This is a genomic window from Paraburkholderia sp. BR10872 (genome assembly GCF_040965835.1).
Taxonomy (GTDB): domain Bacteria; phylum Pseudomonadota; class Gammaproteobacteria; order Burkholderiales; family Burkholderiaceae; genus Paraburkholderia; species Paraburkholderia nodosa_A.
Genome location: NZ_JBFRCN010000011.1, coordinates 48,669 through 67,831, shown reverse-complemented (window position 1 = coordinate 67,831; position 19,163 = coordinate 48,669). Strand labels below are relative to the sequence as shown.

The following is a 19,163-nucleotide window of genomic DNA, read 5'->3' as shown; positions in this document are numbered from 1 at the left end:
ATTACCATGAGCGCATCTCCCAGCATCACGCCCGCCATCGTTCGCGATATCACGCGCGTCTCGCCCGAACTCGTCAAAGCCGCGTCGCAATTCCAGGCGGCCATTCTCGCCGACGTCGCGGGACGTCGTGGCACGCTGCATGGCCGCGTCAAGCCGGTCGCTCCCGGCATGAAGGTCGCGGGCCCCGCGGTCACAGTGGAGGTTCGTCAGGGCGACAACCTTGCCATTCACGCCGCGCTCGCCATCGCCAAGCCGGGCGACGTGATTGTCGTTGACGGCAAGGGCGACCTGTCGTGCGCGCTCATCGGCGAAATCATGACGACACAGGCCCACGAAAGCGGCCTCGGCGGCCTCGTCCTCGACGCCGCGGTGCGCGACTCTGCCGAACTGGCGAAGAACGGCTTTCCCGTGTTCGCCGCTGGCCTCAACCCGTGCGGCCCGACCAAAAGCGTGGCAGGCCGCGTCAATTTCCAGATTTCCGCGGGCGGCGCGACGATCAACCCCGGCGATCTCATCGTCGGCGATGCCGATGGCGTCGTCGTGATTCCGCGCGAGGACGTCGAGCGCATTCTCGTACTGGCGCAACAGAAGGTCGACGCGGAAACCGCGCGTATCGCCGCCATCCGCAAGCGCGAGGCGCTGCGCCCGGCGTGGCTCGACAAGGAACTGCGCGCAGCGGGCATGCTCGCCGAAGGCGAGGTCCTGTAATGAACGCTTCGACGCAAAAGCCGGCCCTTATCGTCACCGGCGCCGATCTCGCAGCGGAAGCGCTCGAGATGCTGGGCGACTTCGAGGTTGTATTCGCGGGCCGTCAACCGACAGAGGGCGACCTTGTTGCGCTCTGTGCCTTGCACAAGCCCGCTGCCATCATCGTCCGCTACGGGAAGATCAACGCGCGCGTCATGGACGCCTGCGGTGGCAACCTGCGGGTCATCTCCAAACACGGGAGCGGCATCGACGTCATCGACCAGACCGCAGCCGCTGAACGAGGGATCGCCGTGCGCGCCGCCGTTGGAGCCAACGCGGCGGCGGTTGCCGAACACACCTGGGCGCTCATTCTCGCCTGCGCGAACTCGGTGCCGCAGCTCGACGGGCGCATGCGTGCGGGCCACTGGGACAAGTCCACGCACAAGTCTCTCGAACTTGCTGGTCGCACCATCGGCCTCGTCGGGCTTGGCGCAATCGGGCGGCGTGTAGCGGCAGCCGCAACGGCATTCGACATGCGTGTGCTCGCGTTCGACCCGTACGCGAAGGAAGCTCCCGCCGGCGTTGCGCTCGTCAGCCTCGACGAACTCTTCTCCTCTTCCGACATCGTATCGCTGCACTGCCCGCTAACCGACGAGAACCGCAAGATGATCAATGCGCAAGCACTCGGCAAGTTCAAGGCGGGCGCGATTCTGGTCAACACGGCGCGTGGCGGCTTGATCGACGAAGCCGCGCTTGCCGAGGCGCTCTCGAGCGGCAAGCTGCTCGCGGCCGGCCTCGACAGTTTCGATGTCGAACCGATGCCCTCGCCCCATGTGTTCCAGGGCATCGCGAACGTCATTCTGTCGCCGCATATCGGCGGCGTCAGCGACGCAGCGTACGTGAACATGGGTAAGGGTGCGGCGGCGAATGTGATCGCCGTATTCGAAGAGCATGCGCGCAGTGCTCTGCAGTCCTGATCGAAAAACGCAGGTTCGATATGTTCTATCTCAAGCAGCCGGAAGTCCGCCAGGCGGACGTGTTCACCCGCATGCCGGAGCACTTGCGCAAAGCAGGCGTGCAAACGGATTGGTCCAGAGCGAATCGCGGCGGGCAGCCGACCGACTCATTCCTTGAAGGTCCGGTCTGGAGCCCGTCCGGCCATCTCTATGTGACCGACATCCCGCACGGCCGTGTGTTCCGTATCTCCGCCGACGGCAAGTGGGAGCTCGTCGTCGAATACGACGGCGAGCCGAACGGCATGAAGCTCGTCGATGACGGCCACCTGCTCATCACGGATTACCGCAACGGCCTGATGCTGCTGGATATCGAACGCGGCGAAGTCACGCCATATCTCGAGCGGCGCAACACGGAACGCTTTCGCGGCGTCAACGACCTCACGTTCGACTCGAAGGGCAACCTGTATTTCACGGACCAGGGCCAGACGGGCCTGCACGACCCGTCCGGGCGCGTCTACCGGCTCACGCCCGAGGGCAAGCTGGACATGCTGCTCGGCAACTGCCCGAGCCCGAACGGACTCGTGCTTTCGCCCGACGAAAAGGTGCTCTACGTGGCGATGACCCGCGGCAACTGCGTATGGCGCGCGCCGCTTCAGGCCGATGGCTCGGTGAGCAAGGTCGGCCAGTTCTTCACGTCGTATGGCCCGAGCGGCCCGGACGGCCTGACCATCGATAGCGCGGGAAGGCTCTTCGTCGCCAATCCGGGGCTGGGTCGCGCGTGGGTGCTGAATCACCTCGCAGAGCCCGAACTGATCTTGACTAGCCCTGCGGGCGCTTCGCTGACGAACCTGTGCTTCGGCGGCCCGGATATGAAGACACTATTCATGACCGAATCTGTCTCCGGCACCGTGCTGAAGGCCGAGCTGGACATCGCCGGGCCCCTTCCCAAACAGGCAAAAGCGCCAAACCAGGCGAACTGAAGAAATTGCCGGCAGCGCGCAAACGCCAGCCGGCTTCGAGACAGCAAGTTGCATCGAGCAAAGAGCAACCGAGGAGCGCACATGCAGTTCTCCCAATCCCTCCGCGAGGCGGTTTCGTCTACGGACAATAAGGATGCCGAATCGACTCCTGCGTCGATGTCGGCCGCACAGCACGCTGAAAGCGAGCGCACGCTTGCGCGCGCGTTCCGGCGCATTCTGCCGTTCATTTTCGCGTGCTATGTGATCAGCTATCTGGACCGCACCAATGTCGGGTTCGCGGCGCTGACGATGAACAAGGATCTCGGCCTGACCGCGCAGCAATTCGGCGTGGGTGCGGGGCTCTTCTTCATCGGCTATTTCCTCTTCGAGATTCCGAGCAATCTGATCATGCAGAAAGTGGGCGCGCGTATCTGGATCGCGCGCATCATGATCACGTGGGGCTTGATCTCGATGGCGACGGCCTTCGTTGTCGGGCCGAAAAGCTTCGCCGCCGCGCGCTTTCTGCTCGGCATCGCCGAAGCCGGCTTCACGCCGGGCATCTACCTGTATTTCACGCAATGGTTCCCGGGCAAGTGGCGCGCGAAAGTCACAGCGGCCTTTCTCGTCGGCATTCCCGTTGCGAACATGATCGGCTCGCCCGTATCCGGAGCGCTGCTACAGCTCGGCGGCCTGCACGGGTTGCGCAGCTGGCAATGGTTGCTGCTCATGGAGGGGCTGCCCGCGATTGCGCTCGGTATCGCTTGCCTCTTCATCCTCGCAGACCGCCCCGAAAAGGCCCGCTGGCTGAGCCGCGAGGAAAAGGACGTGCTCGCGCATCGCCTCGCGCTCGAACAGCGCAGTATCGCCGGCAAACACGGCTCCAGCCTGCGCGACGCCATGACGAACTGGCGCGTGTTCGTGCTCGCCTTGATCAACTTCTGCGGCATTGTCGGTTCGATCGGCGTGGGCCTGTGGATGCCGCAGATCATCAAGCAGTTCGGCGTCGGCCACGCAACGGTGGGCTGGCTCGCAGCCATTCCCTATGCGCTCGGCGCCGTCGTGATGCTCTGGTGGGCACGCCTCGCGAACCGTGCCGCACATCGCATTCCCTACGTGGCCGGTGCGCTCGTCATCGCGGCCGCCGCGCTCGCGATCAGCGCGATGCTCGACACGCCCCTCCTCAAACTCGTCGCGCTGTGCGTGACCGTGAGCGGCATCCTGGCGTTTCAGGCGACCTACTGGGCGATTCCCTCCGGCTTCCTCACCGGCCGCGCCGCCGCGGGCGGCATCGCGCTGATCGTTTCGATCGGCAATCTCGGCGGCTTCGTCGGACCGTCGATGATCGGCGCCATCAAGGATATGTCCGGCGGCTTCACTGTGCCGCTACTCGCCGTGGCCGCCGTGCTGCTGCTCGGCGCGCTGACGATCGCATGGCTTGGCGACCCCGGCGCGGGCGTGGGAGATGAGCCGAACGCCTGAATCATTTTTTCGCTTTTTCGTTGTCCGCTTCTCGCCAAAATCCGCACGCACTCAAACCAACAACCGGAGACACCATGCAGGAACACAAGACCTACACGACGCACGCCTTCACGCGCACTTCGCCGCGAGCTTTCGCGGCGACGGCAACGGCCGCGGCAGCAACGGCGGCATTCGCCCTCGCGCCGCAGGCCGCTCACGCCCAAAGCAGCGTGACGCTCTATGGCATCGTCGATGTGGGCATCGAGCACATCAACAACACGCCAGGCGGCGGCGCGACCACGCGCGAAGTGTCGGGCAATCTCTCAGGTTCGCGCTGGGGCCTCAAAGGCGTAGAAGATCTCGGCGGCGGCATGAAGGCTATCTTCACGCTCGAAAACGGCTTCAACGTCAACGACGGCACGAGCGCGCAGTCGACCAAGGGCCTGGGCGCGAACGCGGCGACCACCTCGCGCCTGTTCGGGCGCCAGGCGTGGGTGGGCCTCACGTGGCATGGCCAGCAGATCACCTTCGGCCGCCAGAATTCGGTGCTCTACGATCAGGCCGTCGTGTTCGATCCGATGGGTGCATCCTCACGCTACTCCACGCTCTCCATCGACTACGCGACGGCGGGCCGCGTGGACAATTCCGCGAAGTACGTGGGCGCCTTCGGACCCGTGAGTGTCGCTGCGATGTACAGCACGCGCTACGACACCGGCTACGGTAGCGAAGTGCCCGGCGCGCAACTCACGGGCCGCTACTTCGGCGGCTCGCTCACCTACGCGGGCGGACCGCTCGCCGCCAGCCTCTCGTACGAGCAGCGCAACAGCAACACGGTCGCGACCAACACTGCCACGGAGCGCCGCGCCACCGCCGCCGCAACCTGGCTCGTCGGCAGCTTCAAGGCGTTCGCGGGCTATCGCTACCTGCAGGCGTCGCGCGCCTTCCTGCCCGCGAATCCGATCGGCGCCGCCAACGGCTCGCAGTCGGGTGCGGCCAATCTCTGGTGGGCCGGCGCGAACTACGCGTTCACGCCCGCCTTCTTCGTGACGGCGGCCGCCTATTACCAGGACGTGCACGGCAGCAGCGCCGATCCGTGGATGTCCGTGCTGAGCGCCGACTATCTGCTCTCCAGGAGCACCGATATCTATGCCACCGCTGCGTTCGCACGCAACAAGGGCGGCTCCGCGCTCGGTGTGAACGGCTACGGCACGGTCGCGGCGAATTACGATCAGACCGGCTTCGTGGTCGGCATGCGCAAAAAGTTCTGAGCAAGAAAACCATGCAGATCGTCCCCGCCCCGCATCTTCCAGTTCGCGACGCCTGGCTCGCGTTGCATCGCGAAGATGCGCTGCTGCCGGAGCTTCCCATCGTCGATGCGCATCATCACCTCTGGGACCGGCAGACAGGCCGCTATCTCGCCGACGAGTTCCGGCAAGACATGGCAGCCGGGCACCGCATTGTATCGACGGTGTTCGTGCAGTGCCGCTCGATGCTGCGAACCGACGGCCCGGATGCCATGAAGCCCGTGGGCGAGGTCGAGTTCGCCAATGGCGTCGCCGCGATGTTCGCGAGCGGGACGTATGGCGCGATGCGCTGCTGCGAAGCCATTGTCGCCGGTGCGGATCTTGCGCTGGGGCATGACGTCGATGCAGTCATCGAGGCGATGCTCGAGGTCTCCGGGGGCAGATTGCGCGGCATCCGCAACCCGTTGGCGTGGCACGCGGACGAACGGGTTCGCTCGAGCCCGGTGACACCGCCGCGCGATCTCATGCAGAACGCGGCGTTCATCGACGGCGTGCGCACGCTGGGCCGGTACGGACTCTCGCTCGATGTCTGGGTCTATCACACCCAGCTCGACGCGCTGTTCGAACTGGCGCGCCTCGTCCCGGACGTCACCATCGTCATCGACCACTTCGGCGGCCCGGTCGGAGTCGGCATTCACGCCGGCCAAACGACGCAGACGAGAGCGGCGTGGTCGGCATCGCTGCGGCGTCTCGCCGCCCTGCCGAACACACGGCTCAAGCTCGGCGGCGCCGGAATGCCCGTGTTCGGCTTCGACTTCGCCCAGGCCGAGCGTCCTCCTGCTTCGGAAACGCTCGCAGCCGCCTGGAAACCGTACTTCGACGTCTGCATGGAGCTATTTGGCGCCGAGCGCTGCATGTTCGAAAGCAACTTCCCCGTCGACAAGGGCATGTTCAGCTACACCGTCCTTTGGAACGCCTTCAAGCGACTCGCCGCCAGCGGATCGATGACGGAGAGGTCGGCGCTTTTCAGCCGCACCGCTACAACGACATACGGCCTCCCGGTACCAGGAGACGAGTAAATGAAAGTGAACACCCCTATCGCCGGCGGGGCGCCCGCGAGTACGAAGCGCGCCGGCATCCGCTCCGTGACTGCGCCTGAGTGGCGGGCGCTGTCTCTCGCGGGACTCGGCTGGACGTTCGAGAGTTACGACTCCTTCCTGCTCTCGCTCCTGCTGCCGACACTCGCCTTGCAGTTTGGCCTCACGAAAGGCCAACTCGCCGTGTTCACGAGCATCACGGCCGCCGGTCAGATCATTGGCGGCATCCTCTTTGGCTATGTGTCGGATCGAATTGGCCGCGTGCGCACCGCGCTGCTCTGTATCGGCATCTATTCCCTCTTTTCGGGCCTGCTCGCAGTCGTGCCGAACGAGCACTGGTTCGCCGTCACGCGGCTGTGCGGCGCGCTCGGCATGGGCGGCATGTGGACCGCCGGCGCGGCGCTGGTGGCGGAGACCTGGCACGCGAGCCGGCGCGGCAAGGGCGGTGCGCTCATGCAGATGGGGCTTCCCATTGGCGCGATCATCGCGATCAGCATCGCGGGCATCGTGACCGAACTGAATGGCGGATTGGGCGGTCAGGGCTGGCGCACGCTGTTCCTCATCGGCGCCGCGCCGTTCTTCATCCTCTTCTGGGTTGCGCGCAAAACTCCGGAATCTCCGATCTGGCTCGAGCGCAAGGCATCCGCACAGCGGGCCGCCGCCAGCCGGAACGCGCCGCGCGCACAGCTCAACGTCCGTGGCTTGCTCACAGCTTTCTTCTTCATCTTCTTTCTCCAGTACCTCTACTGGGGCGTGTTCACCTGGACGCCGACCTTCCTCGTCACGGTCAAGCACTTTGATTTCGCACACAGCCTGAAATTCGTGCTTGCACTGCAGTTCGGCGCCATCGCAGGCTTCCTGCTTTTCTCGGCGCTGGTCGACAAACTCGGGCGTCGCCCGATGTTCATCGCGTATCTCCTCGTGGGGGCGGTGGCGGTCGGCGTGTACATCGGCTCGGCGGAGCCGTTGTTGATTCTGTGCGCGATCTTTCTCACGGGGTTCGGCGTCAACGGCATCTTCGCGGGCGCCGGTCCGTTCCTCGCGGAAGTGATTGGTGACACCGCTTCGCGCGGCTTCCTCATGGGCCTCGCCTACAACGGCGGGCGTCTCGGCGGCTTTATCGCGCCTCTCATCATCGGCTCGCTCGCCACCACGCCCAGTGGTTTCGTCGAGGGACTCGCGACGACGATTGTTGCCTTCGCAGCCGCTGCGGTCGTCGTTCTGTTTGCACCTGAAACGCGTGGGAAGACGCTCGCATGAATACGGCGGCACGTCAAAGTGCGTTTTACGACCGGCTCTTCCCGGCGCTCGCGGAGCCCGCGCTGCGTCGCTACGCATGCGGGCAGGTGCTTTCCGTACTCGGCAGCTGGACCCAGAACATCACGCTTAACCTGCTCGTCTATCATCTCTCGGGCAAGGCCTCCGTATTGGCACTCCTGAATTTCCTGCTCTACGGACCTCAGCTGATCGTCGCACCCGTGGCCGGCTCGCGCATCCGCGCCGCGAATGCACGCCGCGCCACGCTCTGCGTACTTGCCACGTCATTGACGCTGACGTCGATCCTGCTCGTTCTGTGGTTGGCTGGCGCACTCGGCGTGAAGCTCATCCTCCTGCTCGCGCTGGCGATTGGCATTTCGAGCGCAATCGAGACGCCGGCGCGGCAGCTCCTGCTCGTCAGCAGTCTGCGAAATCCTTTGCTGACGTCCAACGCGGTCGCCATGAACACGATGGTCTACAACGTCGGACGCATGGTGGGTCCGAGCATCGCCGGGTTCGTCTATCCGCTGCTGGGGCCGGCGGCGGCTTTCGCGATGTACGGGTGCGCGTTGTGCGTGATGGCGATGTGCGTGCGTTCGATCCACCCCGCCAATCTTTCGGCGCGTTCGCGCGCGGACGGAGGCGGACTCCGGAATGCCGTGGGCTACGTCCTCTCGGATATGTTTTCCGCTCGCTACCTTCCGACGCTTGCCTGCATGGGCCTTTTCGCTGCGAGCTATCAGACGCTGGTGCCGCTGCTTGCCGACCACGCCTTTCATAACGCGGCGCGCTATACGGGCATTTTCTTCGCCGCTGCGGGCGGCGGCTCGCTCACTGCTGCGATTCTGCTCTCGTCCGCGTGGGGGCCACGTGCAACCAGGAAGCTGCTCGCTTTCGCACCGTGGCTCGCTGTCACCGCGCTTTTCACGCTGGCGTTCACCAACGACGCCAGCCTTTCCGTGCCCGCTTTCTGCGTGCTCGGCTTCAGCCTCACGTTTTCAGCAACCTCTACAAACGCCACCATCCAGCAGCGGTGCCCGGACCACGTTCGCGGCGGACTCGTCGGCATGTACGGCATGGCCTACAACGGCACGATGCCGTTCGGCTATCTGCTCGTCGGTACCGTGTCCGAAGCGTTGGGCGTGCGTTCGACTTTCACGGCGATGGCGATCGTGCTCGCATCGAGTGTCGTCGCCATTACCGCCCTGCACCATTTCAAGCAACGCCGCACAGGCGCACAATAAACGCATTGGAGACGCGTATGAACATTTCCAGCACTGATTTCGCAACCGAAGTGGAGACCCGGACCATCAAGAAAGTCGTCCTGCGTCTCGTCCCCTTCCTCATGCTCTGTTACCTGCTCGCATTCATCGACAGAGGCAACGTCGGCATGGCTTCGTTGCAGATGAACAATGACATCGGTCTGTCTGCACAGGTATTCGGATTTGGCAGCAGCCTGTTTTTTGTCTCCTATTTCATCTGCGAAGTGCCGAGCAACCTCGCGCTCCAGAAGTTTGGTGCGCGTGTGTGGCTTGCGCGCATCATGATTACATGGGGCCTTGTTTCCGCCGGCACCGCGCTGGTTCGCTCGCCGTCGAGCTTCTACGTGCTGCGCTTTCTCCTCGGTGCCGCAGAGGCCGGCTTCTTCCCTGGCGTGCTCCTTTACCTGTCGTACTGGATTCCGGCGAAGTATCGTGCGCGCATCATCGCGACTTTCATGGTCGCCATCCCGGCGGCAAGCTTTATCGGCTCGCCGATTTCCGCCGTATTGCTGCATATGGACGGATTCGCGGGCATTCGCGGGTGGCAGTGGCTGTTCATCCTTGAAGGCATCCCGACGGTCATTCTCGGCTTGATCTGCCTGAAACTGCTTACCGACAAGCCGACGCAAGCGACCTGGCTGAAGGATGATGAGCGCGAATGGCTCACGGCAGCGCTCTCGCAGGAAAAACGGGAACCCAAAAAAGTCGCTCAGATGTCCCTCGCGAAACTGTTCTGCAACCGCTACGTCCTCTGCCTCGCGCTCGTCGATGTATGCGCGTCGGGTGCGGGGAGCACGCTCTCGGTATGGCAGCCACAGTTGCTGAAGTCATTCGGGCTGACGGTCATGCAGACCGGCCTCCTCAATGCGGTTCCGTACGCGCTTTCCTCCGTCCTGATGGTCTACTGGGGACGTAGCTCCGACCGCCGCCAGGAGCGACGCTGGCACACTGTCATCCCCATGCTGCTGATCGGCCTCGGCCTCTTCGGCACGTCGCTGAGCGGCTCGCTCGGGCCAACCATCGTCATGCTCTGCGCGGTTCTCGTCGGCGCGTACGCCTTCAAGGGACCGTTCTGGGCACTGGCCTCCAGCATGCTTTCGAACAGCACGGCCGCAGCTGGACTGGCCACCATCAACGCCATCGCCAACCTGTTGGGCGGCGGCCTTATGGTCAACGTCTATGGATGGGTGAAGGGCGCAACGGGAAGCTACGCGCTCGCGCTGATGCCGCTCGGCGCACTCACCCTCGTCAGCGTCGTCACGCTCGTGTTGCTCACGCGCCCCGGCTCGGGCAAGCAACTCCACAAGAACAAAGTCGAAATCGCCTGAGATGCAGACCACTCGCAGAAAGTTTCTCGCCGCGATCGGCGCGGCTGGAATTACGGCCAGCATGCGCGCGTTCGGCGCTGAAGAAGAAGTCTGGTCGACGGGTGTCAATCCGCCGTCGTTCAAAATGCCGGCAGGTGCTATTGATTGCCACATGCATATCTACGACGACCGCTTCCCCGTTGCGCCTGGCACTTCGCTTCGGCCGCCAAATGCGACAGTCGAGCAGTATCGACGCCTGCAGAAGCGCCTCGGCATTCATCGCAACGTTGTCGTTACACCGTCGACTTACGGAACCGACAACCGCTGTCTCATCGACGCACTTCGGCAGTTCGACGGCAACGCGCGCGGCGTAGCCGTCGTCGACACATCGGTGACCCGCGAGCAACTCGATGAAATGAATACGGCAGGCGTGCGGGCCATCCGCTTCAACCTGAGCTATCCAGGTGCCACGACCATCGACATGCTTGCGCCTCTCGCAGCGCGTATTGCGCCGCTGGGCTGGCACATCGAACTTGTCGTCCAGGGTGCCAGGCTGCCGGAACTCGCACCACGCCTGAACGCCTTGCCGTGCCCGCTGGTCATCGACCACATCGCGCACATCCCGCAACCGGACGGCCTCGGCTCGGAGGCAATGAAGGCCGCGCAGCGCCTCGTCGACAACGGGAAAACGTGGGTCACGCTCTCCGGACCATACGTGGATACAAAAGCCGGCGCTCCCGCCTATGCAGACGTGGCGCCGGTCGCCAAGGCCTTGATTGCGATGGCGCCCGACCGGATGCTGTGGGGAACCGATTGGCCGCATCCTACGGAAAAAGCGCGCAAGCCGGACGATGCCTTGCTGGTCGACGTCATGGCTTCGTGGATAGGACGAGCGGACTGGCAGGAGAAGATCTTCGTCAAAAACCCGGAGAGGCTTTATGGATTCGTGGGCGCAGAGTGAGCGAAACAAATGGTTGTGAGGGTGTACTGAGGCGGAACGGCCACGTCCGCCGCACGCTTTTTCGCGAAACATTGGGCGCTTTCCTCTGTCGATCGCGCACTGAGATTGCCCGGTTTGATGGACGGATTTGCAGTCGGCGATCTGCGGAAGCATCGTGGCGTCCAATACCTGGTTCCCCTCACCTCTACCAAACCGGAAACACGACGTCTGGTTGCGGCGTAAATTCAATGCCCGAGTCGGGGCAGGATACGCGTCCCCTGACGGCAACCCGCTGTTTCAGATACGGCAGCAGGAGCGTGGGGGATGGTTCGCCCCCCTCTCCAAGAAGGATGTCGGACACCACCTTGTGGTTGCAGGGCGAGGTGGAGGGGCGATCCAGCATGATTGTCGTATAGTCACCCGGCGCATACTCCCCGCTGCCACGCTGGACAGTCCCGGTGATCCAGATGTCGTGTTGCAGGGGCAACGTCGGCAGCGGCGGGCTGGCTGACATGGCGTTCTCTGACCATAACCCGGCAATCACAATTGCCGGGACCAAGGCGCACAATCGTCTGTTCATGGTACAAGCCTCTTGACGTCCAGTGACGCTCCCCTGCATGTCACGTTTTCTTTTCACTTCCCTGAAGCATGCCGCCGTGCGTACGTGCCTCACGACGAGCGTGTGCATACGGATCTCCAGTCCGTTGCGTATCTCGACTCTCAGCCGTTCCATTGAAGCACTCCCCTTCGCGCGGGTACCGGTATCGCACCCTCCATGCGGTGCTCGCGCGAAAACCGCTCCGAACGCGGCGCTGAACGCTTCGTGGGACGGCACCGGGTGCACGGCGCGAACGACGGCATACCGTCGTGGCAAACGGTGCCCGCGGGGCAACCGCCCTGCCAACGGCGGCACAGGCTCGACGTGAACTGGTGAAACGTCAGCTACCCGGCGGCGATGCGCTCCGACAGCGTGCGCCGGGCACGCTGCGCAACCGGCTGGAAAACGCCGGACACGGCGACGATCGTACGGGGGACGTGCCCGAACAACGTAGTCGAAGCCGGGCGGAAATGAAGGCAGCTCATCGTATTCTCCTTCGACGCAGCAAGGAAGAGAACGGGCTTGCGCGCTCCAGTTCGCCTGCCATGCTGCGGGGCAAACAAATCGAAACACGCAGCATGCAACCGATCCATCACCGGGCACACTGCCAGAGCTGGATATAAGTTAGTTTCACTGATGAAAATTTTCAAGGTGGCGCGATGGATCCCGCTCACCTGGACCCGACATCCCGAATTACCGGACGCTGAAAGCCGGCGTTGCCTGTCGGACGGATCGCGTCAGGATATCCGCCCGTGGCTCACGGAGGACACCACCTTTTCACGGTGGCGGGCCTGAGCGCAGCCGGGACCGGCTTGATAAAGACAGTCGTTCCACTGCAGCGGCCCCGGCATCGAAGGTGGCATCGCCGTAGGAAGCAGAATCCGGATGTGTGCCAGCGCAGGATGCGCCCGGATCTGGCGGCACAGCTCACACACCGGTCAGCGACATCGTCTAGTCCGTTATGATCAGATCGGTGGCTGGCGCAGGGCATGGTTGAGGGCCTCCACGCCTTTGTGTGCGCAGTGCACGCCGTACCCGTTCGAGGGTGAACATGAGGCAGTAGGCGTCGGGCAGTTCAGGCGGGTCGTTGACAGGCAGGATAGAAGGTATTCTGCTGGTCGGTGGACTTGTTTCCGCCAGGCGGAGCAAATTGCGTTCCCGGCTGCCATCCTGGTCATTGTCCATAGACGGTGCGAGGAAACGATAATGTGTCCTCCCACGCAGGTCTTTCGAAATGGTGTCACGCATTGGTACGGATCATGACCGATTCTCAAACGGGAACTACCCTGCAGGCCCTCGCCGGATTTCTACGACGGGAACAGGCGCGCCTGACGGAAAGATGGATGCAGGCCGTCGCTGCGGATGCCGACCTCATCGAAGCCGACCGGCTGACGTGGGAGCAGCTGGCCGATCATCTGCCCGCTATCCTGGGCGGCATCTGCATCGCGCTCGAAGAGCAGGATCTCCAACCGGTCGAGCGGGCCATTGAACGCAATGCGAGGCAGCACGGGAACGTGCGCTGGCAGCAGGGGTACCGCGTTGATGAACTCGTTCGTGAACTGGAGCTGTTCCGGCAGGAACTGGCCACCGCCGTCCGGGCATTCGCGGAGTCCGACGACACGTTCACACGCGACCACGAATCCCGCGCCCTGCATCTGATCGACGAGGCGCTCAGCTTTGTCACCCTGACATCGATCCGCGAGGTCATCGGCGAGCGTGACCGGACCATCGCCGAATACACGAGCCAGCTGGAGCGTGCTAACAAGGAACTGCGTGAGCAGCAACGCGAGGTCGGCGAACTGTACCGGTCGCGCATGCAGGTCACGCGCGGCCTCGTGCACGACCTGCGCAACTTTCTGAACGCCTTTTCGATCGACCTGCAACTGATTGCGCGCGTTCCGTCCCGAGCCGAGGCCGGACTTGCGCTCGCGACCCGGCAGGCGGAGGACATGAAGCAGCTGGTCGACGAAATGGTGGAATATTCGGTTGTCGTCGGCGACAGCAGCCAGATCTGCATCGAGCCGGTTGATCTGCCCATGCTGTTTGACGAACTGGTCACGAACGCCCGTCCAGCGATCGAAGGAAAAGGCCTGCGTCTGTCCGCCTCGCTTGAGGCCGGACTGGTCCGTGTGCAGTCCAACCGCATCAAGCTCAAGCAGGTTGCGCTGAACCTGCTGTCGAATGCAACGAAATATACCCGCGAGGGGGGAATCGAACTGGTCATCGCGAGATGCGGTGACGGCCGGTGGTTCATGCGCGTGGCCGATACCGGTGTCGGCATTGCGCCGTCAGATACGGAGCGCGTGTTCAGGGAGTTCGAGCGGGCCGCCAGCGACGACATCCCGGGCGCCGGCCTGGGTCTGGCGATCGTCAGGGAGCTGTGCCACGCACTCGAGGGCGAGATCCACTTCGAGTCCCGCGAGGGTCAAGGCACGACCTTCGAAATCCGCTTTCCGGTCGAACTGAAGCCGCGAGGCTGACGCGGCGCCCGCCCGGCTCGTGATCCGAACGGATGTAAGCAGGGTGAGCGCCTTTCGGTCAGTGTTCCCGGCGGGGTCGATATCGCGGATCCAGCCCGACCTGCTCCGCAGGACGGCCTTCGGCCGACGCCTCACGTCCTTGTCGCGCCGGGGGCACACTCCGGCGGCTGCCACCGGCCCGTCTGCAGCCCTGTCACTGGATCGGCGGTGCGGTGCCCAGCTTTTCGGCCAGCATCCGCTCGTACACGCCGAAGTGCAGGTCCACTTCAGACTGATCGACTGCGGTAACGATCAGGGTGATCTGGTCCGGCAGGAGACCAAGCACGCCTGCGATAAACGTTTCGAGCTGCGGCGCGCATACCTTGTCCTTGGCGACGGTCGTCCCGATCGTGACTTCATAGTTTTTTTCCTGTCGGCAGACCACCTCCACCAGGCGCGCGCGGGCGCTCATGTTGTTGTCGACCGCAGTCCGGATGACGTCCACCGCCTTACGCATTGCTTCCGTCGGAAAACCTTTGGTCGAGCGCAGACGCACGCGGTGCGGGCCCAGGGTCAACCAGTCGGTATCGAATTCCATCGTGTCCTCCGCTTGCTACATGTTTCCGCCGCGATGATATGAGCTGGCAAAATTTTTTCAAGGTGCAACGCTGCTTTTGCTCCTTGAAATCCTCGCCAGAGTACCTATCTTAGGATTCGCTCAGGCAGACGCGCGGGTTTCCGCGTCCCGTGCGCTGCGTGTTTCGATTGTTTGCCAGACGCTGGCAGGCGAGCTGGAGCGCGTAGGCCCGTTCGCCTCCTTGCGTCGTTCAAGGAGAACTGCATCATGAGCGATCTCTATTCTGGATCCGACCTCTTCAGCGAGTTCGACCGGCTGCAGCAGCAGATGGCGAGCCTCCTCGGTACTTTCCCCTCCAGTCTCCGGGCGAGCCGCTTTGGCACGTTCCCGCCCGTCAATATTGGCGCCACCGACGACTCGATCGAGATTGTCGCGTTTGCACCGGGCATCAATGCGGCGGAGCTCAACGTATCGATCGACAAGGGACTGCTGACCATCAGCGGTGAGCGCAAGCCGGCACAACCGGATACCGGTGAGGACACACGCGTTTATGCGCAGGAGCGCTTCACTGGCGCTTTCCGGCGGGTCATCGAACTGCCGGAGAACGCGGACCCCGACAAGGTTCAGGCACGCTACGAGAACGGTTGCCTGTCGATCGCCATCGGCAAGCGCGAATCGTCGAAGCCTCGAGCCATCACAGTCCAGTAATCCAGGGAGCTGAAAATGAGCGATACCACCGAACTGAGCAGGCGCGACCCGTCAGCGGTCGCGCGCAGCGAAAGCCGGCCCTCCGCACGGCGGATGACGATTACTCCTGCTGTCGATATCTACGAGAACACCCAGGGCGTCACGTTGTGGGCGGACCTCCCCGGTGTTACCCGGGACAAGCTCGATGTGCGAGTCCACGACGGCAATCTCGCCATCGAGGCTGAGGCGGTTGTGCCGACACCGGCAAATCTGCGGCTGCAGCATGCTGAGGTTCGTGAGCCGCGCTTTGCGCGCACGTTCACGCTCTCCCCGGACTTCGATACCTCGAAGATCGAGGCGAGCCTGAAGGACGGCGTACTGAAGCTCACGATTCCGCGCCGCGACGAGGCGCGCCCGCGACGAATCGAAGTGCGGACGGGCTGAGGTCGGCGCGCGGGCAACAACGGCAGGAAGCACCGGGTGGCGGCTGCCTGGCTGCCACCCTCTGACAGCGGAGGCCCGTCGACGGCAGATAAACGGCGGCGCGGGAGGCAAGTAGAGCGGCAGTTGCACGGTATCGATCTGCTCCTGAAGCCTGTCGAAAAGGTCCATAAAGCCCCCGGTGACATGTTGCAGGGCCACTTGAAATTTCCGTTCCTTGCGCTATTTTATGCATCGCTCAGGCAGTCGCGATCAAGCGCTGCGTGTTTCGATTTGTTTGTCGGCGGGGTTTCCCACGGGCAGGCGGACTGGAGCGCGTGGTTCCGTTCGTCTTTCGTGCGCGGCCCCGGTTTCAGGGAGCCAGTCATGAGCGATCTTTTCTTCAGCACCGATCTGCTGGGCGAATTCGACCGCCTGCAACGGCAGATGGCCAGCGTCTTTGCGGGCTTGCCCGCGAGCCTGCGCGCCACGCGCAGCGAAACCTTTCCACCCGTCAACATCGGCAGCACCGACGACAGCCTCGAGATCGTCGCGTTCGCGCCAGGACTCGATCCCGCCGCCATCAACGTTTCGATCGACAAGGGGGTGCTTGCGATCAGTGGCGAGCGCAAGCCGCCCGGACCTGAAGCGGACGATCAGACCCGCGTCTACGCCACGGAACGCTTCATGGGGGCATTCCGGCGCGTGATCGAGCTGCCGCAGCACGCGGACCCCGACAAGGTCAGTGCGCGCTATGTGAACGGCTGCCTGACGGTGAGCGTCGGACGTTCCGAGGCGTCGAAGCCACGCGCCATCGCCGTCCAGTGAGCCCGGCGCAAATGGAGTACGTGAAAGCACGGAGGACATCATGAACGACAGCACCCTGGCCGCCCGTGAGTCGCGCACTGACGTTGCCTCGCGCGAGGGTGCGCAACCTGCGAAGCAGCTGACCCGGATCTCACCTGCGGTTGACATCTTCGAGGACAGCCGCGGCATCACGCTATATGCCGACCTGCCTGGTGTGCCGCGCGAAAAGCTCGACGTGCGCGTGCAGGACGGCAGTCTGAACATCGAGGGCGAGGCAGTGATTCCCGTTCCATCAGGACTGCGCCTGCAGCATGGCGAGGTGGTCCACCCGCACTTCAGGCGCGCCTTCACGCTCAGCCCCGATTTCGACGCCTCGCGCATCGACGCACAGTTGCGCGATGGCGTCCTGAAGCTCACCGTTCCTCGTCGTGAGAAGGCAAAGCCGCGACGCATTGAGGTGAACGTTGGCTAGGCGTATGCACAGGGGCAAGGCCGGTCATGCGGCGTGGACCGGGCGGCCCGCGCCGCGTGACCTGTCACGCGGAGGTATTTATGGACGACGTACGCAGCGAATGCTGGAGGGGCTTCGTGATCGAGACCCGCGCGTTTCCGGTTCGGCACTATGCGCTGCCTCATGCCGGCCGCGATACGTACGTGGCCGTCGTGCGCATCCGGCACGCGGAGCAGATGGTCGCGGACTGGCATCTGCCGCGCTACGCCCAGCACTGGGCAAGCGTGGACGAGGCGCATCGGGAGACGGTCGAGTACGCGATACGCGCCATCAACGCAGGCTGTCTGAACGACACGGGTTCGCCGGCGCGATTCCTCGCGTGAGCGCGCCGCGTTGCATGGTAGCGCAGCCCCTTTCCGGCTTGCACTACGTTTCGTTTTTCTGCAGGGGACCGCTGCTTTCGGGACCCTGCCTTACGGGAGAAGAAAATGCTCAGTCCACACGAATTTGCGACCCTGATGCTGGTTCGTCAGGCGCCGGACCAGCTCGACATGGACCGCGCCGAACTCGACGCGCTGCTCGAACGCCAGCTGGTCATGCTGGAACATTGCGCCGAGGGCGCACGCCGCGCATACCTGACCGGGAAGGGCCGAACGTTCCTCGACGCGCTTCACCCGGGCGACGCAGCCCGCCGAAGCCGGAAGACCGCCGGCAACGGCAGTGGGGAGAGGCCGGAGCCGTCCCTCGTGCCGGGCAGCCAACCGGCGGATATCGTGTTGCCGGGACATGCAGGCTGAATGGGTGTGCGATCACAACGCCTGGCTTGTCATCTCCGCGGTCGCGTGTGGGCGCGAGGTTATCGTGAAATTCTCCGGTAACCCCGGTGCGATACAGGTCGTCGCCGGGCGTCCAACCGATGGCCACCCGAGCGTGCAGGTCGGGGAATGACACGTGCTGCGCTTGACGGACTGGACGCGAATTCCGCGTGTCCGGTCATGTTTTGGAAATGATGCTCAGCTGGAGATGTCATATGCAAACGGACAAAGTCATCGAGTATCACGGCTGCGAGGTCCGGCCGGTGGTCACCGCCACCGGGAGTGGCCGTTACGCAGCCGCGGCCGTCGTCACCGACCGGGCGGGCGAAATACGCACGCTCGGTGTCGATGGAGATTTTGCCAACGCCCAGGAGGCACGCGATGAAGCGCTGGAGCTTGCCGTCGCGTGGATCCAGCAGCGCTCGGTCGTTTCGGACCGGTATGTCCGACGAACCTAGCCGCCAATCAGCAACTGCCGTCCGGACGCAGGGTGAACAACGGCGGATTCGAGGGTCGATCCGAGTCCGGTTCGCCGTGCTTCCGGAACCGTTTGGGCACAAGCCACATCAAGGAAAAGAGAATGACAGATATTGCAGTCATCGATCCCGACGACGAAGACGCGCTTTATGAACGCATCCGGCTCCTGCTCTTCAGCGCTGACCTGCCGGTGCAGCGTCTGCAAGCCGACATCGACGACATCGGACGTTTCACCACGCCGAATGTGCGCTCACCGCATCTGCACCTGGTCGAGGCCATGCCGCCGCTTACGCCCGCTGCGGAAGCGATCGTGCGCGCCATGATCCGCGCATACGGCATGGAGCTGTTCGGGCGCGGCAGCGCGAATTCCGGGCTGCGTGCCTTGATCAAGGCTGGACCGGTCAAGTTTGGACAAACTGCCTTGATGCTGGGGCCTGACGCCCCTGTGCCGGTGCGTGCCCGTCCACTCGTCGAGGCGTTCAACCGAATTTTCGAGCGCTACCCCGAAAGCGGCTTCCCGCAGGCACGATACTTTCTTTCGGCTATTGGGCTGCCAGTCGGCCGCGACATGAATTCGCGAGTGCGTCGCTCGCTCCAGCGCAACTAGCACAGGCGTCGTACAGCCAAATATCCAGCGTCGGGAACTTCGCTTCATGTCATAGCGGTCACCGAAATCATCGGGCTGATGCGTCACTGGAAACCGAT

At 63.6% G+C, this 19,163-nt stretch carries 22 protein-coding genes; 20 read left to right on the top strand and 2 right to left on the bottom strand.

Annotated elements, in window-relative coordinates:
• The first annotated feature begins 6 nt into the window (after positions 1 to 6).
• The 10 genes from AB4Y43_RS11650 (at position 7) to AB4Y43_RS11605 (ending at position 11,188) form a co-directional block, all read left to right on the top strand.
• Positions 7 to 708: an RraA family protein gene (locus AB4Y43_RS11650; protein WP_069266278.1), complete on the top strand. Its 702-nt coding sequence runs from the start codon at positions 7 to 9 to the stop codon at positions 706 to 708.
• Positions 708 to 1,664 carry a hydroxyacid dehydrogenase gene (locus tag AB4Y43_RS11645; RefSeq protein ID WP_368727850.1) on the top strand — a complete coding sequence of 319 codons (957 nt, stop codon included), beginning with the start codon at positions 708 to 710 and terminating at the stop codon, positions 1,662 to 1,664. Before AB4Y43_RS11650 ends, AB4Y43_RS11645 begins: the two co-directional genes overlap by 1 nt.
• A 20-nt stretch (positions 1,665 to 1,684) precedes the next feature.
• Positions 1,685 to 2,623: an SMP-30/gluconolactonase/LRE family protein gene (locus tag AB4Y43_RS11640; protein WP_368727849.1), complete on the top strand. Its 939-nt coding sequence runs from the start codon at positions 1,685 to 1,687 to the stop codon at positions 2,621 to 2,623.
• Between the two features lie 81 nt (positions 2,624 to 2,704).
• Entirely contained in the window at positions 2,705 to 4,081 is a 1,377-nt protein-coding gene (locus AB4Y43_RS11635) for an MFS transporter (protein ID WP_368727848.1), read from the top strand.
• Positions 4,082 to 4,155: 74 nt separating this feature from the next.
• Positions 4,156 to 5,328: a porin gene (locus AB4Y43_RS11630; protein WP_368684684.1), complete on the top strand. Its 1,173-nt coding sequence runs from the start codon at positions 4,156 to 4,158 to the stop codon at positions 5,326 to 5,328.
• A gap of 11 nt (positions 5,329 to 5,339) precedes the next feature.
• Entirely contained in the window at positions 5,340 to 6,383 is a 1,044-nt protein-coding gene (locus AB4Y43_RS11625) for an amidohydrolase (protein ID WP_368727847.1), read from the top strand.
• Positions 6,384 to 7,661 (top strand): MFS transporter, encoded by a 1,278-nt coding sequence (locus AB4Y43_RS11620; RefSeq protein ID WP_368618391.1) that lies wholly within the window; start codon positions 6,384 to 6,386, stop codon positions 7,659 to 7,661.
• Positions 7,658 to 8,902: an MFS transporter gene (locus AB4Y43_RS11615; protein WP_368727846.1), complete on the top strand. Its 1,245-nt coding sequence runs from the start codon at positions 7,658 to 7,660 to the stop codon at positions 8,900 to 8,902. Before AB4Y43_RS11620 ends, AB4Y43_RS11615 begins: the two co-directional genes overlap by 4 nt.
• 17 nt (positions 8,903 to 8,919) lie before the next feature.
• A complete protein-coding gene (locus AB4Y43_RS11610; RefSeq protein ID WP_368602986.1) occupies positions 8,920 to 10,248 on the top strand; it encodes an MFS transporter in 1,329 nt (442 codons plus the stop codon).
• Positions 10,249 to 10,309: 61 nt separating this feature from the next.
• Complete coding sequence (locus AB4Y43_RS11605; protein WP_368727845.1) at positions 10,310 to 11,188, top strand: amidohydrolase; 879 nt, start codon at positions 10,310 to 10,312, stop codon at positions 11,186 to 11,188.
• A 184-nt stretch (positions 11,189 to 11,372) separates the two neighbouring features.
• Here AB4Y43_RS11605 and AB4Y43_RS11600 read toward each other — a convergent pair whose 3' ends face one another.
• On the bottom strand, positions 11,373 to 11,855 hold the full coding sequence (locus AB4Y43_RS11600; protein ID WP_368727844.1) for a hypothetical protein: 483 nt from the start codon (positions 11,853 to 11,855) through the stop codon (positions 11,373 to 11,375).
• A gap of 242 nt (positions 11,856 to 12,097) precedes the next feature.
• Here AB4Y43_RS11600 and AB4Y43_RS11595 point away from each other — a divergent pair, with 242 nt between their 5' ends.
• Together AB4Y43_RS11595 and AB4Y43_RS11590 are read left to right on the top strand one after the other, a co-directional pair.
• Positions 12,098 to 12,388 (top strand): hypothetical protein, encoded by a 291-nt coding sequence (locus AB4Y43_RS11595; protein ID WP_368727843.1) that lies wholly within the window; start codon positions 12,098 to 12,100, stop codon positions 12,386 to 12,388.
• Between the two features lie 636 nt (positions 12,389 to 13,024).
• Positions 13,025 to 14,245 (top strand): sensor histidine kinase, encoded by a 1,221-nt coding sequence (locus AB4Y43_RS11590; RefSeq protein WP_368727842.1) that lies wholly within the window; start codon positions 13,025 to 13,027, stop codon positions 14,243 to 14,245.
• A 193-nt stretch (positions 14,246 to 14,438) separates the two neighbouring features.
• On the opposite strand, the gene AB4Y43_RS11585 is transcribed toward AB4Y43_RS11590, so the two are convergent.
• Positions 14,439 to 14,822, bottom strand: a complete 384-nt coding sequence (locus AB4Y43_RS11585) for a hypothetical protein (protein ID WP_069266268.1) — start codon at positions 14,820 to 14,822, stop codon at positions 14,439 to 14,441.
• Positions 14,823 to 15,068: 246 nt separating this feature from the next.
• On the opposite strand from AB4Y43_RS11585, the gene AB4Y43_RS11580 reads away from it, so the two are divergent.
• The 8 genes from AB4Y43_RS11580 (at position 15,069) to AB4Y43_RS11545 (ending at position 19,065) form a co-directional block, all read left to right on the top strand.
• Positions 15,069 to 15,509: an Hsp20/alpha crystallin family protein gene (locus AB4Y43_RS11580; RefSeq protein WP_342946424.1), complete on the top strand. Its 441-nt coding sequence runs from the start codon at positions 15,069 to 15,071 to the stop codon at positions 15,507 to 15,509.
• 15 nt (positions 15,510 to 15,524) lie between these two features.
• Positions 15,525 to 15,932: an Hsp20/alpha crystallin family protein gene (locus AB4Y43_RS11575; protein ID WP_069266266.1), complete on the top strand. Its 408-nt coding sequence runs from the start codon at positions 15,525 to 15,527 to the stop codon at positions 15,930 to 15,932.
• A gap of 363 nt (positions 15,933 to 16,295) precedes the next feature.
• Entirely contained in the window at positions 16,296 to 16,736 is a 441-nt protein-coding gene (locus AB4Y43_RS11570) for an Hsp20/alpha crystallin family protein (protein ID WP_069266265.1), read from the top strand.
• A gap of 40 nt (positions 16,737 to 16,776) precedes the next feature.
• The gene (locus tag AB4Y43_RS11565; protein ID WP_368727841.1) at positions 16,777 to 17,187 is read left to right on the top strand and encodes an Hsp20/alpha crystallin family protein; all 411 of its coding nucleotides are present in this window, start codon (positions 16,777 to 16,779) and stop codon (positions 17,185 to 17,187) included.
• An 80-nt stretch (positions 17,188 to 17,267) separates the two neighbouring features.
• Complete coding sequence (locus AB4Y43_RS11560) at positions 17,268 to 17,549, top strand: DUF6566 family protein (protein WP_069266263.1); 282 nt, start codon at positions 17,268 to 17,270, stop codon at positions 17,547 to 17,549.
• Positions 17,550 to 17,654: 105 nt separating this feature from the next.
• Positions 17,655 to 17,963, top strand: coding sequence for a hypothetical protein (locus AB4Y43_RS11555; RefSeq protein WP_256094838.1), 309 nt, complete (start codon positions 17,655 to 17,657; stop codon positions 17,961 to 17,963).
• A 233-nt stretch (positions 17,964 to 18,196) separates the two neighbouring features.
• Entirely contained in the window at positions 18,197 to 18,439 is a 243-nt protein-coding gene (locus tag AB4Y43_RS11550; protein ID WP_069266262.1) for a hypothetical protein, read from the top strand.
• 32 nt (positions 18,440 to 18,471) lie between these two features.
• Positions 18,472 to 19,065, top strand: a complete 594-nt coding sequence (locus tag AB4Y43_RS11545) for a hypothetical protein (RefSeq protein WP_368727840.1) — start codon at positions 18,472 to 18,474, stop codon at positions 19,063 to 19,065.
• Positions 19,066 to 19,163: the final 98 nt, after the last annotated feature.

Excerpts from the sequence above, each read along its gene's own strand:
- AB4Y43_RS11650 (WP_069266278.1), top strand. The coding sequence starts at position 7 with ATGAGCGCATCTCCCAGCATCACGCCCGCCATCGTTCGCGATATCACG.
- AB4Y43_RS11645 (WP_368727850.1), top strand. The coding sequence starts at position 708 with ATGAACGCTTCGACGCAAAAGCCGGCCCTTATCGTCACCGGCGCCGAT.
- AB4Y43_RS11640 (WP_368727849.1), top strand. The coding sequence starts at position 1,685 with ATGTTCTATCTCAAGCAGCCGGAAGTCCGCCAGGCGGACGTGTTCACC.
- AB4Y43_RS11635 (WP_368727848.1), top strand. The coding sequence starts at position 2,705 with ATGCAGTTCTCCCAATCCCTCCGCGAGGCGGTTTCGTCTACGGACAAT.
- AB4Y43_RS11630 (WP_368684684.1), top strand. The coding sequence starts at position 4,156 with ATGCAGGAACACAAGACCTACACGACGCACGCCTTCACGCGCACTTCG.
- AB4Y43_RS11625 (WP_368727847.1), top strand. The coding sequence starts at position 5,340 with ATGCAGATCGTCCCCGCCCCGCATCTTCCAGTTCGCGACGCCTGGCTC.
- AB4Y43_RS11620 (WP_368618391.1), top strand. The coding sequence starts at position 6,384 with ATGAAAGTGAACACCCCTATCGCCGGCGGGGCGCCCGCGAGTACGAAG.
- AB4Y43_RS11615 (WP_368727846.1), top strand. The coding sequence starts at position 7,658 with ATGAATACGGCGGCACGTCAAAGTGCGTTTTACGACCGGCTCTTCCCG.
- AB4Y43_RS11610 (WP_368602986.1), top strand. The coding sequence starts at position 8,920 with ATGAACATTTCCAGCACTGATTTCGCAACCGAAGTGGAGACCCGGACC.
- AB4Y43_RS11605 (WP_368727845.1), top strand. The coding sequence starts at position 10,310 with ATGCGCGCGTTCGGCGCTGAAGAAGAAGTCTGGTCGACGGGTGTCAAT.
- AB4Y43_RS11600 (WP_368727844.1), bottom strand. The coding sequence starts at position 11,855 with ATGCACACGCTCGTCGTGAGGCACGTACGCACGGCGGCATGCTTCAGG.
- AB4Y43_RS11590 (WP_368727842.1), top strand. The coding sequence starts at position 13,025 with ATGACCGATTCTCAAACGGGAACTACCCTGCAGGCCCTCGCCGGATTT.
- AB4Y43_RS11585 (WP_069266268.1), bottom strand. The coding sequence starts at position 14,822 with ATGGAATTCGATACCGACTGGTTGACCCTGGGCCCGCACCGCGTGCGT.
- AB4Y43_RS11580 (WP_342946424.1), top strand. The coding sequence starts at position 15,069 with ATGAGCGATCTCTATTCTGGATCCGACCTCTTCAGCGAGTTCGACCGG.
- AB4Y43_RS11575 (WP_069266266.1), top strand. The coding sequence starts at position 15,525 with ATGAGCGATACCACCGAACTGAGCAGGCGCGACCCGTCAGCGGTCGCG.
- AB4Y43_RS11570 (WP_069266265.1), top strand. The coding sequence starts at position 16,296 with ATGAGCGATCTTTTCTTCAGCACCGATCTGCTGGGCGAATTCGACCGC.
- AB4Y43_RS11565 (WP_368727841.1), top strand. The coding sequence starts at position 16,777 with ATGAACGACAGCACCCTGGCCGCCCGTGAGTCGCGCACTGACGTTGCC.
- AB4Y43_RS11560 (WP_069266263.1), top strand. The coding sequence starts at position 17,268 with ATGGACGACGTACGCAGCGAATGCTGGAGGGGCTTCGTGATCGAGACC.
- AB4Y43_RS11555 (WP_256094838.1), top strand. The coding sequence starts at position 17,655 with ATGCTCAGTCCACACGAATTTGCGACCCTGATGCTGGTTCGTCAGGCG.
- AB4Y43_RS11550 (WP_069266262.1), top strand. The coding sequence starts at position 18,197 with ATGCAAACGGACAAAGTCATCGAGTATCACGGCTGCGAGGTCCGGCCG.